Here is a 16,935-nt window from a genome sequence, read left to right as displayed (position 1 = left end):
AGGATCAGAACGGTGTCATCGACAGCAGTAAATCTCTCTGGTACATCAAAAACGGTAAAATTTCCTACGAAACTGCAGTCATCGACTATGATGATACTTCCTGGATCATTACAAACGGTAAAGTCAATACTTCTGCCAACAATTTTTATAAATTCAATAATACCTGGTATTTTGTGAAAGAAGGCGAGATTCAGACCGATTACACAGATGTTGTAAAAGTCGGAAATGAATGGTGGTATATCAAAAATGGTGTTGTCCCAGCTTCCGGCACAACTGTTGCACAGAATGAAAACGGTTGGTGGTACATCAAAAATGGTAAAGTTGATTTTAACTACAACGGTTTTGCACAAAACGAAGATGGCTGGTGGTATATTCGTGACGGTAAAGTTGATTCTGACAGAAACGATGTGATAAAAGGCACCGTCAACGGTCAGTATGCATGGTGGCATGTACGCAACGGCAAAGTAACCTTCGATAATACAGTTGCCAAAAACCAGAACGGCTGGTGGCGTATTGAAAACGGTAAAGTTAACTTCAATTGTAACTCCGTTGAGAAAAACGAAAACGGCTGGTGGTATATCCGTGGCGGTAAAGTTGATTTTAACTACACCGGTATCGCCAAAAATGTAAATGGTTGGTGGCGCATTGTCGGCGGTAAAGTCGATTTTGGCTGCAACTCCGTAGAAAAGAATGAAAATGGATGGTGGTACATCCGTGGCGGTAAAGTTGATTTTAACTATACCGGTATTGCCAAAAACAGAAATGGTTGGTGGCGCATTGTCGGCGGTAAAGTCGATTTCAACTGCAACTCCGTAGAGAAAAATGAAAATGGATGGTGGGTACTTCGTGGCGGCAAAGTTGATTTCAGCTACAACGATGTCGCTCAAAACAGAAACGGCTGGTGGGTGATCAACGGCGGTAAAGTAAACTTTGGTTTCAACGGCACCTACAAAGTTGGCGTCCGTGACTACTATGTTTCTGGTGGAAAAGTAAATGGCTGCAACTACTATATGCCGCAAAACAGCATCAGCCTTCCAAGTGGCGGATACAATCTTTCTACCGCAAATATCGGTTTGAAAGTTATCAAAGTCAATCAGGCAGTCTGCGGAAACAGCAGTGAGCGTTACACATCTGCCACAGAAAGGGCAGTCCGCAATTTCCAATCCAGACACAAATTATCCGTAACCGGTTATGTGGATCTGACTACCTGGAAAGCAATGGGCTATTCCGAATATGACTGGTACAACCTTGGAACTTACCGCACTCCGATGAAAGTAACATATACCAGCAACCGTCAGGATCGTATCAATGCCATGATCCAGACTGCTATTGATTATAAAAATGCCGGTACTAGCTATAAAGTTGGCTGCTCTGGAACTCCGGGATCTTACGTTGACTGCTCCGGTCTGATTTATCAGTGCCTGTATGCTGCCGGTATTAATCCATCTTCCAATATCGTAGACCATGCACTGGCAATTCATGAATATACCTCTATCAATCTGGCTGCAGATAACAGACTGGGAAGATCTGTTGATACCAATTCTCTCCAGCGTGGAGATCTGGTCTTCTATGGAAGAAATGGTAAAAGCAGTGTCTGCCACGTTGCAATCTATGCCGGAAATGGAATGATCTATGATTCCTGGCCGGGACGCGGTGTTACTTACCGTTCCGTAAATATCGGTGGATATCATGTCGTAAGAGCAAGACGTGTATTCTAACATAATAAATCAACCCCTGTTTCATTTTGTGAGACAGGGGCTTTTAATTTACAAAGATGCGTAGAAATATGCCATACTTTGCACGAAGCATATCTCACACCGGGAACATCGGTTTTTCTTGAATTATTTTCTCATATCCAGATACCGATACCAGTATCCGAACTCTCCCGTTTTCTGCCGTGTCACCTGTTTTGTCCGAAATTCTGGAAATCCGAAAATTCCTGCCAACAACTGTTCCTGATTGGAAAACACCCCCGGAATCCCCAGAAACCACTGTCTTGCTTCCCCTTCCATATATCCAAACAAAAGCATCTGATAATTATAATATCCATGCAGCAAAAAACTGTTGTTTGCCAGATAATGATACTGCTTCGGAAGCACTTTAAAGTCCTGTAACTGAAGCTTTACACCATACACTCCGTCATCCTCATCAAACGGGCAGAACAATGTGTGCGTCGCTGTAAAACGCTCCCATTGGTTTTCCCATGCTGAAAGCAGTTTTCCCATTCCCACAGTAACAGAAATGTTTTTTTCCGAAACCGTCGCGGTCTGCTGAGTTGCTTGTAGTTCTTTCGGCTCTACCGATGTTGCATTTGGCATATCCTCTCTCTCATTTTTGATTCGATCTTCCTTTGACTCCTCATTTTTATTTTCTGAAGAATTCATCTCGTTCTCTGCCTTTGGTTTGCCTTCTGTTAAAACTGATACACTCTCTGCCTTTTGTTTATCTCCTGTTAAAATTGTCGCCTTCTCTGCTTTTGGTTTATTTTCTGTAAAACTCACAATATTCTCTACCTCTTCTAACGTATTTCCTTCAGAAGTCTCCGAATCCTCTGTCTTAGCTTCCCATGGTCTGAAATTTTTCCACCTCGTCTCCTGATCATCCCACTGACTAGCAACAAAGGTATCTTCCCCTGTTACAATATAAATTCCACGGATCTGACTGATCGCATATTCCGTACCATTCACATGATCCGCACTGCATCCAAACACCTTCCCCGCCATATGATCGTGTACTGCCATGGAACCCAGAAACAATCCTTTGGGAAAATCAATATTATCATTCAGAAGATAGACTTCCGTTTTATCCGCTGTAATTCCTTTCAGCTGTATCTGAATCCTGCACTCCTGCTGCCGCACTTCGACCTTGGCAAATCCACAATTTTCCATCTTTTTACCATTTTCATATCGAAACATATACGTTACAAATCTCTGATATCCGGGCACAGTTCTACTCCCTGTACGTCTTTATATAACGTATGAATAAATTTTCTAAAAATTCCTCATAATTTTGTTGACAAATCAGACGCTGCATGCTATATTAATTTCAACAACAATAATCATTATCATTTTTGAAAGGAAAATAAATGTTAAAGCACAGCAAACAACGAGATGCAATCGAACAATTTCTGGCTACCAGATATGATCATCCCACCGCAGAGACTGTTTACATGAATCTCCGGGAAGAATATCCAAAGCTTAGCCTGGCAACTGTTTACCGCAATCTATCGCTGCTTGCCGAACTGGGAAACATTCAGAAAATTCCCACCGGAAACGGACCTGACCGCTTCGACGGCAGACCGGAACCTCACAACCATTTTCTTTGTGATGAATGTGGCAGCATGATAGATTTACAAATGAACAGTATTGATCATGTGGATGAGATCGCCGCCCAGACATTCGACGGTGTGATCAAGGGACATTCCATTTTATTCTACGGCATTTGCCTGGAATGTTTGAAAAAAGAAAAGGAACAAAAATAAAAACAGAACAAACCAGTTGGAGACAGCTGATTTAATAAAAATGATATTAAAACTAATTTCAAGAGAAAGGAAATGAATTATTATGAAAAAATTTGTATGTACAGTATGTGGTTATGTTTACGAAGGCGAGAAAGCTCCGGAAGTCTGTCCAATCTGTAAAGCTCCGGCAGAGAAATTCAAAGAGCAGACCGGCGAGAAAGTATGGGCTGCTGAGCATGTAGTAGGTGTTGCACAGGGCGTCAGCGAGGACATCCTTGCAGACTTAAGAGCAAACTTCGAAGGCGAGTGCTCTGAGGTTGGTATGTATCTGGCAATGGCCAGAGTTGCTCACAGAGAAGGTTATCCGGAAATTGGTTTATACTGGGAGAAAGCAGCTTACGAAGAAGCTGAGCATGCTGCTAAATTCGCTGAGTTACTTGGTGAAGTTGTAACAGACAGCACAAAGAAAAACCTTGAGATGCGTGTAGATGCTGAGCACGGCGCAACAGAAGGAAAATTTGACCTTGCAAAACGTGCAAAAGCTGCAAACCTTGATGCAATCCATGATACCGTTCATGAGATGGCTAGAGACGAGGCGCGTCACGGAAAAGCATTCGAAGGATTACTTAAGAGATACTTTGGCTAAGCTACAAGCCGAGTAAGATAAAAAAGGAATCAGGCTGGGAGGGAATTTATTCACTCTCCAGCCTGATTCCTTTTTTAGATGTATTGGGCGACAGCCCAACATGAATAGCCCGTAAGGGCTATGAATGGCTCGGCGCAGCCTCAACGGCGCCAGCCGTCCATGAGGAAGTAGCGTCAGCGAATTCCGAATGGCGCATGGCTTGTATACGTATATTAGCGGCAAGGGAATTTATTCACTCTCCAGCCTGATTCCTTTTTTAGATGTTAAAATATTTTAAAGCGGCGGTCAACTCTCATTTTTATTTCTTCACCGCCGTTTTAATTTTGGGCAAGACCATTGAAATTAAAGTTTACTTTTCCACCCCAAAATCACATTCATTACATATACTATTTTCTACTACTCACCAAAACTCTCTTTTAAAAAAGACCAAACGGTATTTCTACCATTCAGTCTTTTTTTCCGAATAAAAATTTTTCCTATGATTGCACACTTTTTAGTTGAATTCCATCTCTACTTCCACATCATTCCCCACAGAAGTCACCTTCGCATAACTTCCACAGATCAGCGGCATCGCCGGTGGAATATGTCCGATATCCAGATCCATAATGATCGGCACGTTATATTTTCCAAGAATTCCTGTCACAGCCTCATACTGATCCAAACCTAAGAATTCCTCTCCATTACAATATGGGCGGCCAATCAAAAAGCCTTTAACATGTCCGAACCATCCTGCCTGTTCCATTTGCCACAGTGCACGGCGGATTCCCATAACATTCAGATCACAGGCTTCAATAAACCAGATGATTCCGTCCTCTTTGTAACGCTCTGTAAATTCCTGTACTTTATCGTACTTCGTACCAAGGAGCAATGTCAATACATCCAGGCAGCCGCCAACCAGACGACCTTCCATTTTGATGTCTGTATCCGGCACTTTTTTACGGATACATGGCTCTGTCACATTATAAGGTACTAATGGATTTTCTTCATCCTTTAATCCTTCTTTTTCATATAGATCATAGCCTTCGATGGTCAACTTTTCTCCTGTCAATACATCAAATGCATCCTGAATCGCCGGATGCCATGGCTCCATACCAAAAGCTGCCGCGCACGGTCCGTAAATAGATGCCACATCACAAAGTGTGGTCAACAGAAACGTCATATTTGTATTGTCGGAATAACCAAGATACCATTTCGGTTTTGCCTCTTTGATTTTTTCAAAGTCTACATATGGCAAATCTTCACACATCAGTTCTCCACCACCGCAGGAAATCAGAACGTCACTGGTATCATTGCAGTAATATTCCATCAACTCCTGTCCGCATTTTTCCGGCGTATTACTGATGCCGATACCGCATCCTTCATAGCAATTTGGGCCCAGTTCTGTGCGGTAACCCATTTTTTCAAACTTATCCAATGCATGTCCAAAAGCTGTTTTGTACGGTTCAATGTTGCAGCCAAAGGATGGTGCCACAAAGCCGATACAGCCATTCTTTTTTAAAAATTCCGGATATCTCATAAGATTCTTCTCCTGTTTAAACTTCATTTATTTTACTAAGATTTTTGTCTAATTGTAATTCTGTCTAATAACAAAATTTTTACCAGATAAGATTATTATAACCGATAATAAAAAATGCCGCCAGTCTAAAAGACCAACGACATTTTCTTATATTATTTCAGTAGGCTGAATGTTTCTATTTCTGAACGAACCTTCCAAAAATATCACATTCATAAAATACATGCTTTACTCCAGCTCAAACGCACCCGTATACAGCTGATAATATTTTCCTTTTTCTTCAATCAGCTTATCGTGACTGCCTCGCTCAATGATATGTCCCTGCTCAAGAACCATGATAACGTCAGAGTTCTGTACCGTAGACAGTCTGTGAGCGATAACAAATACCGTACGACCTTTCATCAGAGCATCCATACCACGCTGTACGATGGCTTCTGTTCGCGTATCGATGGAAGAAGTTGCCTCATCCAGAATCATAACAGGCGGATCTGCAACTGCCGCACGGGCAATGGAAATCAGCTGTCTCTGTCCCTGGGACAGACCGCTTCCGTCACCGGAAAGCACAGTATCATAGCCGTTTGGCAGCATGCGGATAAATCCGTCTGCATTTGCCAGTTTTGCTGCTGCGATACACTCTTCATCTGTTGCATCCAGTTTACCATAACGGATGTTCTCCATTACCGTTCCGGTAAACAGGTTGACATCCTGAAGAACCACGCCAAGAGAACGACGCAGGTCTGCTTTCTTGATACGTCCGATATCCAGTCCGTCATAAGTGATCGTACCTTTCTGAATATCATAGAAACGGTTGATCAGGTTTGTAATAGTGGTTTTACCTGCTCCGGTTGCACCCACGAAAGCAACTTTCTGTCCCGGTTCCGCATACAGTGTAATATCATGTAAAACCGTTTTCTCCGGAACATAGCCGAAATCTACATCGTGGAATTCCACATGTCCAAGCATCTCTACCAGCTCTGTGCTGCCGTCTGCCTGTGGCACTTTCCATGCCCAGTGACCGGTACGCTGTGTACACTCTGTCAAAACATCACCGTTTTTCTCTGCACGAACCAGAGTGATGTTTCCATCATCTTCTTCCACTTCTTCATCCAGAAGTTCAAAGATACGCTCTGCACCGGCAATCGCCATAACAACGAAGTTTAACTGCTGGGAAACCTGACTGATCGGGTTTACAAAACTTCTTGATAACTGCAGGAAAGATGCGATAGCACCAAGTGTCAGTACGCTGACGCCTGTCAGACTGATATTTGTCACGCCGCTGATACCAAGCGCACCACCAACGATAGCTACAACAACGTAAAGGATAAATCCAATGTTGTTCAGGATCGGCATCAGAATATTTGCATAAGAGTTCGCTTTTGTTGCATTCACACACAGCTCACCGTTTTTCACATCAAATCCTGCTTTTGCCTGCTCCTCATGGCAGAATACTTTAACAACTTTCTGTCCGTTGATCATTTCCTCAACATAACCGTTGACATCACCCAGAGAAACCTGCTGCTTGATAAAGTATTTTCCGCTTCGTCCTGCCACAGAACCGATGACTTTCAGAATGATAAATACGAAAGCGATAACGATCAGTGTCAGCCAGAAACTGATACTCAACATGGAGATAAATACAACCACGATGGTCATTACAGAGTTCAGTAACTGTGGAATACTCTGAGAGATCATCTGACGCAGGGTATCGGTATCATTGGTATAGTGACTCATGATATCACCATGAGAGTGTGTATCAAAATATCGGATCGGCAGTTTCTGCATGTGTGAGAACATCTCATCACGGATTTTTTTCAAAATGCCCTGTCCGATGACAACCATAAAACGGTTGTACAGATAAGACGCAATAACACCGGCAAACAGAATGATCGCTACTTTGATCAGATAATGAAGCAACCCTGAAAAATCTGCCTGAGACTGTGTCAGCAGCGGTGTAATATAATTATCGATCAATCCCTGAATAAACAGTGCTGAATATGCAACAGTTCCGGAAGAAATCGCGATGCAGATAATTACAAAAATAAAACGGACCTTATATGCACCCAGATAACCAAGTAAACGTTTTACGGTTCCTTTTGTATCTTTCGCTGCAGACATATGTTTTTTATTGTCTTTACTGCTCATCGTCATCTCCTCCTTTCACCTGTGATTCATATACTTCACGATAAATATCGCTGCTCTTTAATAATTCATCATGTGTGCCGTAAGCACTGATTTTTCCATCATCCATAACAATGATATGATCTGCATCCTGAACAGAAGAAATACGCTGTGCAATGATGATCTTGGTGGTATCCGGAATCTCCTCCAGAAAAGCCTTACGGATCAGTGCATCTGTCTTGGTATCTACCGCACTGGTAGAGTCATCCAGGATCAGAATCTTCGGTTTCTTCAGTAATGCACGGGCGATACACAGACGCTGTTTCTGTCCACCGGAAACGTTATTTCCCCCCTGCTCGATATAAGTATCATATTTATGCGAGAAAGTCTGGACAAAATCATCTGCCTGAGCCAGTTCACATGCATGGATCAGTTCTTCATCTGTCGCTTTCTCATTACCCCAGCGCAGGTTCTCCTTAATAGTACCGGAGAATAACACGTTTTTCTGAAGTACCATCGCTACAGAATCACGCAGCGTCTCAAGGTCATAATCACGAACATCCACGCCACCGACTTTGACATCACCACCGGTAACGTCATACAGTCGCGGGATCAACTGAACCAGACTGGATTTTGCAGAGCCGGTTCCACCGATGATACCGATGGTCTCACCGGAATTAATTTTCAGATTAATGTTATCCAATACCGGTTTGTCTGCTTTCTTCGCATAGTAAAATTCTACATTTTCAAATTCGATAGAACCGTCAGCAACCTCGGTTACTGGATTCTTTTTGTTCTGAATATCGCTTTCCTCTGTTAAAATCTCAACGATACGCTCTGCAGAAGATCGCGCAATGATGATCATAACGAATACCATGGAGATCATCATCAGACACATCAGGATCTGTAACGCATAAGTGAACAGACTCATCAGCTCACCGGTTGTCAGACCACCGGCTACGCCTTTTACGTTACCGCTGACAATGATCGCTTTTGCTCCGATCCATGCAACTGCCAGCAGGCAGACATTAATGGCAGACATCATCGCAGGTGAGTTAAATGCAAGCAATTTCTCTGCTTTTGCAAAGTCTTTATAGATTTTCTGAGAGATTTTTCCAAATTTCTCATCCTCATATTCCTCACGGATAAAGGATTTTACAACTCTGACACCATGCAGGTTCTCCTGTACGACTTCATTCAGACGGTCATATGTGTTGAACACACGCTCAAAATACGGATGTACATACTGAGCCAGCCAGATCAGAATAAATCCAAGCACCGGAATGGTTGCAAGGAAAATCAGAGAGATTTTCACATTGATACTAAAGGACATTACCATTGCAAAGATGATCATGATCGGTGCACGGACTGCCACACGGATCAGCATCTGATAGGCATTCTGTACGTTGGTCACATCTGTGGTCAGACGTGTTACAATACTTGCCGTTGAGAACTTATCAATATTGGAAAAAGAGAAGTTCTGAATCCGGTAGTACATATCCTTTCTTAAATTTTGGGACAGACCGCAGGATGCGATCGATGCCTGATGTCCCGCCAGCGTACCAAACGCCAGTGAAATCATTGCCAGTACAAGAAGTAAGATACCATATTTCCAGATGACCGACATGCTGCCGGCTTCAATTCCTTTGTCGATCAAACTCGCCATAACAAATGGGATCAGTACTTCCATGATAACTTCTACGGTTACAAAAATCGGAGTAAGAATACTCGCCTTTTTATATTCCCGCAACGATTCCATTAACTTTTTTACAAGTTTCACGATTTGCTTTCCTCCTGTTTTTTAATTATTTATATCCAACAATTTTTCCTGATCACGATGCCTCTTATTTCATCGTGCTGTTGCCTCTTTCATATTTTTCTGCATGCGGTGCATGTAGTCAAAAAACTGTTTCATCTCCTGCTCAGTAAAACCTTTTGACAGGATCTTTTCCACCTCGGTGAAATCCTCCACCATGAGTTTATTCACTTCTCTTGCCCGATCGGTTAAAACCAGCTTTTTCAGACGCGCATCCCACGGCACGCTCTGCCGCTCGATCAGTCCTTTTTCCACCATCAGGTTTACCACCTTGGAAGCCGTTGACCGGGTGATCTCGAAACAGCTTTCCAGATCTTTCTGAAATACATCCTCGTTATTATCTGTCTTATCTGAAATATATCCAATAATCCATGCATTTGCGCCTGTCACACTGTCTATTTTCTTCTTGTTCGGTGCATTCTCGATCCACCGATGGATCTGGTGCGACAGGATCCTTACATCGTTGCCGATGTGATCTTTTTGCATATCACGCCTCCTTCCCAAAACATTGTTTATTATAAGGCAAAAAATGTTTGCTGTCAAACAGTTTGACAGCAAACATTTCTATCTTTTTTGAAAATTTTTGTTCAATTTGCTATATTTTATTTTCCTGCTACAAGCCGCTTTGCTTTTTCCAGATCCTCCCTGTGCACACGGATAGAATATTGATACAGTTCCTTTGTATCTACATCAGTCGTCACTCCATGTCCATAGAAACGTCGTACTCCTGTGCTCTCATCCGTGCCTGTTGTATGTGTTTTATACCGAATCTTATAATCAGAAAGTATATCACAGATACGATTGTACTCTGTCACATCTGTCCCCTCATAAATTGTTTCCCCGTTAAATACTGTGATCATACATTTCTCCTTCTCCCTGATAGAAGAAAACCCCCGCTTATTGCTTCACGCAATTAGAACAGGGATTTTCTTAATTGGATTAAAAAATAATATCCGATTTGTTTTTCAGTAAAACAATTCCTGAAATCATGACCAGCAGTCCAATAATCATGGCACACACGCCGGCGATAATCCCCAGTATTCCGGAGTGTTTCATTTTAAAATAAATTTTCTCCATCTCTTTGTCTCTCCTCATAAAATCACAAATCTGTTATGCTTATTATTTTACCATTATTCTGTCCTTATTCCCATAGTTTTTTCTAACCGAAACATAAATTTTTCATAAAAACAATTTTCCATCACACTTCTCATTTGACCTGCATTACTTCCTGTATTGTATGATTCAGGAATCGCTGTACGAAAAAAAGCGACTGACCCGTACCTGACGAATCAATCGCATTTTTTTAAATGGATTTTGGATCCCGCTATGTTTAAAGAAAGACTATCTCTGAGAACGTCCGATCTCAAGACCTTTCTCGAAAGCTTCTTTGTTCAGCGGAAGTAATTTTGCTTTTTTAGCAAGTTTATGCTCGATTGTTCCCCATACAACTTCCGGAGATACAACCTCTGTATAACCAACGTATACACCAAGCATGATTACGTTTAATACTTTTGCATTTCCCATTTCCAGAGCCATCTCTGTAACCGGAGCTTTTACCACTTTGATATCAGTTCTGTCGATATCCTCTTCCGGTACGATAGAGCTGTTGATGAAAAGTGTACCACCCTGTTTCAGAGTCGGGAGGAATTTCTGCAGGGACGGACCGTTCATAACGATCAGATCGTCCATAACATCACCCAGAGGTGCACCTACCATCTCGTCGGAGATTACAACGAAACAGTTCGCTGTACCACCACGCTGCTCAGCGCCGTAGGACGGGAAGAAAGTAACGTTTTTATCTGTAGAATCACAGGTTGCAGATGCAAGGAATTTACCAAGAGTCATGACACCCTGTCCGCCGAATCCGGCAACACATAAATTTGTTTCCATATTGTCTTCCTCCTATTTATCTCTGATTACGCCCAGCGGATATTCCGGAAGCATTTTCTGCTCGATGAAATCCAATGCGTCTAACGGCTCAAGTCCCCAGTTTGTCGGGCAGCTTGTTACGATCTCTACCATAGAGAAACCTTTTCCGTCGATCTGATTCTGGAACGCTTTTTTGATTGCATTTTTGGTTTTGATAACATTCTGCGGAGTATTGCAGCTTGTTCTTACCAGATAAGCCGGAGCTGTAAGTTTGTCTAAAATCTCACACATATGCATCGGGTAACCATGCTCTTCCGGGATACGTCCTTTCGGAGCTGTGGAAGCTTTCATACCAACCAGAGTAGTAGGAGCCATCTGTCCACCTGTCATACCGTAAATACCATTGTTGATGAAGATAACAGTGATGTTCTCACCACGGTTTGCTGCAGAAACAGACTCTGCAAGACCGATGGAAGCGAAGTCACCATCACCCTGATATGTGAAGTACAGGCTGTCCGGATTGCTTCTCTTCATACCTGTTGCTACTGCACAGGCACGACCATGCGGTGCTGTAATTGTATCATATGCGATATAATCCATGTGAAGACCGCAGCATCCGATACCGGTAACCATAACTGCTTTCTCTACCAGGTTCATCTCTTCCAGAGCTTCACCGATTAATTTTACAACCGTGCTGTGCATACAGCCCGGGCAGAATCCGGATACTTTATCTTCCTGAATTGTTTTTGTTCTTGAATAAACTAATTCCATGTTCCGTATCCTCCTTATTATCCTAAAATCTTTTTAACAGCCTCGATCACTGCCTCACGGCTCATGATGTTACCACCGGAGCACAGGCATGTCTCGATAGCGCAACGACCTTTAACACCCATCTCTACGTCCTCGATGAACTGTGCCGGGATAGACATCTCTACATCAAGAACTGCTTTACAGATATCGTAGTTGATCTTGTCATAAGAAGCATATGGGAACGGGCTAACTGTAATAGGACGGATCAGACCGATCTTGTATCCTTCTTTACGAAGCATATCTACAACAGATTTGCAGATACGGGCGGAGATACCATAAGCTGTAAGAACAAGCTCAGCATCCTCTACCTGATACTCTTCTACCATTACATCTTTTTCCCAGCTGTCATACATTTCAGAAGCTCTCTCGTTCCACTCCTGCATTTTCTTTGTATCCCACTGACCTGGCTGGATCCATGAACGGTTTGCATAGTCAAGCTCATGACCGATACAAGCCCATTTCTTTTTGCCTTCTTTGATTGCAGCAATCTCTTCCTCTGTCTTCATCTCAGGAAGTTCAACCGGCTCCATCATAGTACCGATTACACCGTCTGCAAGAAGAAGAACCGGGTTCATGTCACGATCTGCATAATCAAATGCTGCATATGTAAGGTCAACTGCCTCCTGTACAGTAGACGGAGCCAGAACCATCATACGGAAACCACCGTTACCGGAAGCTTTTGTAGCCTGGAAATAATCCTGCTGTGCCGGCTGGATAGCACCTACACCTGGGCCTCCTCTGGAGATGTTTGCGTACACAATTGGAACACGTGCTGCTGCACAATAGGAAATTCCCTCGCTCTTTAATGCGATTCCCGGGCTGGAAGAAGATGTCATAGATCTTGTTCCTGCTGCTGCTGCTCCGTATACCATGTTTACAGATGCAACCTCAGACTCACCCTGTACAAAGTTACCGCCTACTTCCGGAAGTCTTCTTGCAAAATACTCCGGGATCTCGTTCTGCGGTGTGATAGGATATCCGGCGAAAAATCTACAGCCGGCTCTTACTGCTGCTTCAGCGATAGCCTCACAGCCTTTCATTAATACTCTTGCCATAATCTTTCTACCTCCTTATTTGTAGATCTCTATCGCACCATCCGGACAGATACGTCCGCACATACAACAGGCGATACAAGCATCCATGTTTGTCGGTACTACATACTCGTAACCTTTAGAGTTTACATCATGTCCGATTTCCAGTACGTTCTTTGGACAGAATTTGATGCAGTAACCACAGCTTTTACAGCGTTCTGATTTAACCACGATTTTTGCCATCGATTAAATCCTCCTCTCAAGATAATAAATACTTGTTAAAAAAATTATTTTTTAAACACCAATATTCAGCGGTGTTTGAAAGCTTTTTTTCGGAATTCTCAGCCCCTACCCGGAACCGGCTGACCGTTTGGAAGGTCATTCTGCAACCACGGATAAGTCAAATACAGTTCCACCGGAAATACCGGCACGTCTGAAGAATCTTTTACTTCCTCATACAGATCTTCTCTGACACATGCAAAATCCACCGCAATATACGGGGTCACCATCTCAGACATCTTTCGACTGCCCTCGATAAATTCTTTTGCCGTTGTGGTAATTCCATTGTTCGGATTGTTTACCATGTGAAGTTTGCCAAGCTGAATATGGGAAACACCAAGGATCTGTCCCAGTGTACCATCGATATGGTCAATATCATTTGACCACGGACGATACGCATTCAGTACATAATATACAATGGTATTGTCTTTGTTCAGCTTCGGTGCATAACCGCCAATGGCACGCGCTCCGATGTGATCTCCACCGACATCCATAACCACGTAACAGTCTTCATCCTTTAACAGACGATTGACACCGCCGACAACGGTCGGCGCATCCATGAACTGTTTTTCATGGTGACAGATAATTCCCATTTCTTCCATCTGTACTTCTACATCTCTGGAGCGAAACAGCGGTTTCGTCATATCCATGTCAAAGAAATGTACCGGCTTATCCTGAAGCTGCACCAGCCACTTTGCGAAATTAATGGAAATCTCGCTTTTTCCGCTTCCGGCTTCGCCGACAAATACAAAATTAATGTTGTCTCCAATGAGCTTTTTTAATTTCTCCTGCATCTTTGCAGCTTCCTCCGTTCCATTTCCTAATCGGAAATTTTCTCACTGGAGACATTCTACTACAATTTTTGCGGTTAGTCACGACTTTTTTGCAAAAAATATGAAATATTATGCATCTTGCACGATTTTAGATTTTGTAAAAATGCATTTGCGTCCCATTCTGTTATGTAATCTGCACAGATGAATGATGGTTTTGCCAATAAAAAAATTGCCCACAGATATCAACATTTTCAAACCTGATATCTGTGGGAGATTTTTCTCATCTGTATAACTTTATTTTTCGATCTCTTATTCAACATTCAAGAATGCCTCGGCATTCTCGTTGCGAGGTGCGCGTCATGCAATTGCATGACGTACTTCAACTGCGTACCTCTGCAAGTCTACACTCCGTTTCGGTCGGCGCAAAACCATTGTCCACCGGACAATGTGCGCCTGCCGGAGGCTATATCATATGATGTCCTTCATTCTATCGAAAAAATGATTACCTCTGCAATCGTAACCACTGCTATAATCACCATGAGCCAGACAGCAAAACCTAATAGATGCCAGCCTGTTTTTTTATTCTTCAGCAATGGTAAGACATCCTGTATGTTTCCGACATCAACCCATAGCAGCATAAAGGTGCCACAAATGATAATAATCCCAATCCATAGTACGGATGGCACTCCTACTATCCGGAAAACAATTTCTGCATTCACCCAAATCCCAAGCACGTATAAAAAACCTAGCAGAACTGCTTCTAACACCATTTGATCTGACCGCGATACCAGATTCTGAATCTTGCCCCTCAGTCCCCCGCCATAATCTTCATCTTCATAATACCATTCATCCTCTATATCCAAATCATCTTTCTCATTCAATTCCGGCGTTTTATCTGTAATCCTCCGCACACAGGTATCCTGATCGAAATCCACAAAACAAAAGCCGTTATTCTTGTTTTTGAACAATTCAAAAACCGCATTCGCTGTCTCATCATTCTCAAACATGAAATATCGATACTGTCCACGATCGTTTTTTTCTGCTCTGACAATACATACATCATCTCCTGATTCCATTTCCATCCGTTCTTCACTTTCTTCATCTTCCGGAATCAGAATCAGGTATCGATTTTGATCGTATTCTACCCAATCCAGAATAGCACAACGTACCTCCATACTATACGTGCCATCTTCTTTTTCCAATTTCAGTGCAGAACATACCGGTCTCCAGTCATCTTCGAGCAAGTCATCCTCTGATTTTTCTATATCTGCAAGATTATTTATGAGCTCCTCCAGATGAAATTCTTCTCTCATCCATTTCAGAATTTCATCTTCTTTTTCATAACACTGCTCAATCCCTTTTGCTTCCAATAATTTCCGGATAAATGCTTTCTCAGAGTCATAGCCGGATTTGTAGACTGCCTGCAGACGCCCCATCCGCATTCGCATTGCCCCTGGCAGTTGCGTTTCCTCTAAATATACCAGTGTCTGAGATTTGCCCAGATCCCTCGCATATTTAATTTCATCCTTACAATTCAATGAATTTATGTAATTTGCGGAAATCATTGCCAGAAAAATTTCACATTTTTCAATATGTTCTGCTATATTTTCATCCCATTCTGTTCCCGGATCAATACCCTCATCGTACCATACACGATATCGCTTTCCCTGCAACAGTCGTATGATCTTAATCACTTCCGGCCGATCTATATGTGAATAACTGATAAAAATATACGGTTGATCTCCCTCATACGGATCTTCTAAAATACCTGCTTTCCGCATCTTTCGTAACTCTCCTTGATAATAATAAAGTGATTTCCTCCAGATCAAACATTATCTGATCTCATAAGTATCTTCAAAATCCCGCTGCGAAATCACATAGATATTATTCTTGTCTGTAACATTGATATATCCGCCGGCATCCACCCTCATACATTCCTCGCCCCACTGGCGCAGCGTAATTGCCTCCGGAAGTCGTAAAAATGTCTGACTGACACCAACTGGTACATAGTATCCCGGATGTTCCTGATCCTGCCGGTATTTTTGCCAGAAAACGGTATCTGTAATGATCCATTCATTCTTATTTCCATGCTCATCAACAAGAACACTTCCGTCTTTTCCGATCTTGGTTGCGATCCAGTCGTTTTCACCGGTTTCGGCATCCTGTCCTACTTCGGCTTCTTTTTCCATAATGAGATCACCATCGGCAGCGACACTCCAGGAAATCACTTTTTCGCCAGGTGTTCCCTTCCTTGCCATAATACGCGTCCATTTTTTCGCAATAATCAGGTTGGCACCTTCCTTTGCCAGCTTTTTCACATAAGCTGAAATATTCTCAATTTTTTTATAATGCACCTGTTTTTTCTCTGTCTGTTCCATCCTGCTTCTCCTGTTCTGAAAAAGTTCTTTTTTCCTTTTTCTGATTATAATATGTTATGCTCCCTGTGTCATTTCAAACATGTATGTTTGTTTATACTTATTAAATCATTTCGGATGATTTTCAGCATTGACAAAAAAATTTGATTCTGAAACCTGAATATTCATTATTTGAAACCACAGTTTTATCTGTTCATTTTCAAGTCGAACGCACGTGAGACTTGGTGCGTGATTCTGGTCAGCGC

Annotated in this window: 17 protein-coding genes; 3 read left to right on the top strand and 14 right to left on the bottom strand. The window is 42.4% G+C overall.

Annotated elements, in window-relative coordinates; translation table 11 throughout:
* A partial coding sequence (locus tag LG34_RS08980) for an NlpC/P60 family protein (RefSeq protein ID WP_181369335.1) occupies window positions 1-1,718 on the top strand: 1,718 nt, incomplete at its 5' end.
* A 123-nt stretch (window positions 1,719-1,841) separates the two neighbouring features.
* Here the strand turns inward: LG34_RS08980 and LG34_RS08975 are convergent.
* Window positions 1,842-2,915, bottom strand: a complete 1,074-nt coding sequence (locus tag LG34_RS08975; protein WP_146190209.1) for a DUF6128 domain-containing protein — start codon at window positions 2,913-2,915, stop codon at window positions 1,842-1,844.
* A gap of 170 nt (window positions 2,916-3,085) precedes the next feature.
* Between LG34_RS08975 and LG34_RS08970 the strand changes: the two genes are divergently transcribed.
* Together LG34_RS08970 and LG34_RS08965 are read left to right on the top strand one after the other, a co-directional pair.
* Complete coding sequence (locus LG34_RS08970; RefSeq protein ID WP_109215780.1) at window positions 3,086-3,481, top strand: Fur family transcriptional regulator; 396 nt, start codon at window positions 3,086-3,088, stop codon at window positions 3,479-3,481.
* Between the two features lie 82 nt (window positions 3,482-3,563).
* Window positions 3,564-4,106, top strand: coding sequence for an NADH peroxidase (locus tag LG34_RS08965; protein WP_021738063.1), 543 nt, complete (start codon window positions 3,564-3,566; stop codon window positions 4,104-4,106).
* 493 nt (window positions 4,107-4,599) lie between these two features.
* On the opposite strand, the gene LG34_RS08960 is transcribed toward LG34_RS08965, so the two are convergent.
* From LG34_RS08960 to LG34_RS08905, 13 genes are all read right to left on the bottom strand, one after another.
* Window positions 4,600-5,622 carry a S66 family peptidase gene (locus tag LG34_RS08960; protein WP_109215779.1) on the bottom strand — a complete coding sequence of 341 codons (1,023 nt, stop codon included), beginning with the start codon at window positions 5,620-5,622 and terminating at the stop codon, window positions 4,600-4,602.
* Between the two features lie 225 nt (window positions 5,623-5,847).
* The gene (locus LG34_RS08955) at window positions 5,848-7,761 is read right to left on the bottom strand and encodes an ABC transporter ATP-binding protein (protein ID WP_431602609.1); all 1,914 of its coding nucleotides are present in this window, start codon (window positions 7,759-7,761) and stop codon (window positions 5,848-5,850) included.
* A complete protein-coding gene (locus LG34_RS08950) occupies window positions 7,751-9,496 on the bottom strand; it encodes an ABC transporter ATP-binding protein (RefSeq protein WP_109215782.1) in 1,746 nt (581 codons plus the stop codon). Before LG34_RS08950 ends, LG34_RS08955 begins: the two co-directional genes overlap by 11 nt.
* A 90-nt stretch (window positions 9,497-9,586) precedes the next feature.
* Entirely contained in the window at window positions 9,587-10,039 is a 453-nt protein-coding gene (locus tag LG34_RS08945) for a MarR family winged helix-turn-helix transcriptional regulator (RefSeq protein ID WP_109215777.1), read from the bottom strand.
* Between the two features lie 116 nt (window positions 10,040-10,155).
* Window positions 10,156-10,413 (bottom strand): hypothetical protein, encoded by a 258-nt coding sequence (locus LG34_RS08940; protein WP_109215776.1) that lies wholly within the window; start codon window positions 10,411-10,413, stop codon window positions 10,156-10,158.
* Window positions 10,414-10,492: 79 nt separating this feature from the next.
* Complete coding sequence (locus tag LG34_RS16730; protein ID WP_158582158.1) at window positions 10,493-10,630, bottom strand: hypothetical protein; 138 nt, start codon at window positions 10,628-10,630, stop codon at window positions 10,493-10,495.
* A gap of 264 nt (window positions 10,631-10,894) precedes the next feature.
* Complete coding sequence (locus tag LG34_RS08935) at window positions 10,895-11,443, bottom strand: 2-oxoacid:acceptor oxidoreductase family protein (RefSeq protein WP_109215775.1); 549 nt, start codon at window positions 11,441-11,443, stop codon at window positions 10,895-10,897.
* 12 nt (window positions 11,444-11,455) lie between these two features.
* The gene (locus LG34_RS08930; RefSeq protein ID WP_109215774.1) at window positions 11,456-12,193 is read right to left on the bottom strand and encodes a thiamine pyrophosphate-dependent enzyme; all 738 of its coding nucleotides are present in this window, start codon (window positions 12,191-12,193) and stop codon (window positions 11,456-11,458) included.
* A 17-nt stretch (window positions 12,194-12,210) separates the two neighbouring features.
* On the bottom strand, window positions 12,211-13,287 hold the full coding sequence (gene vorB, locus LG34_RS08925; RefSeq protein WP_109215773.1) for a 3-methyl-2-oxobutanoate dehydrogenase subunit VorB: 1,077 nt from the start codon (window positions 13,285-13,287) through the stop codon (window positions 12,211-12,213).
* Between the two features lie 15 nt (window positions 13,288-13,302).
* Window positions 13,303-13,506: a 4Fe-4S dicluster domain-containing protein gene (locus tag LG34_RS08920; RefSeq protein ID WP_109215772.1), complete on the bottom strand. Its 204-nt coding sequence runs from the start codon at window positions 13,504-13,506 to the stop codon at window positions 13,303-13,305.
* A 98-nt stretch (window positions 13,507-13,604) separates the two neighbouring features.
* Window positions 13,605-14,336 carry a hypothetical protein gene (locus tag LG34_RS08915; RefSeq protein WP_109215771.1) on the bottom strand — a complete coding sequence of 244 codons (732 nt, stop codon included), beginning with the start codon at window positions 14,334-14,336 and terminating at the stop codon, window positions 13,605-13,607.
* A gap of 461 nt (window positions 14,337-14,797) precedes the next feature.
* Window positions 14,798-16,096 carry a TIR domain-containing protein gene (locus tag LG34_RS08910; RefSeq protein ID WP_109215770.1) on the bottom strand — a complete coding sequence of 433 codons (1,299 nt, stop codon included), beginning with the start codon at window positions 16,094-16,096 and terminating at the stop codon, window positions 14,798-14,800.
* Window positions 16,097-16,147: 51 nt separating this feature from the next.
* Window positions 16,148-16,693: a hypothetical protein gene (locus LG34_RS08905; protein ID WP_109215769.1), complete on the bottom strand. Its 546-nt coding sequence runs from the start codon at window positions 16,691-16,693 to the stop codon at window positions 16,148-16,150.
* Window positions 16,694-16,935 lie beyond the last annotated feature (242 nt).

The sequence above is a fragment of the Eubacterium ramulus genome, assembly GCF_003122485.1.
In the GTDB taxonomy this organism is placed as follows: domain Bacteria; phylum Bacillota; class Clostridia; order Lachnospirales; family Lachnospiraceae; genus Eubacterium_I; species Eubacterium_I ramulus_A.
Note: the sequence above shows the minus strand (reverse complement) of the source record. Positions and strands in the feature narration are given on the sequence as shown.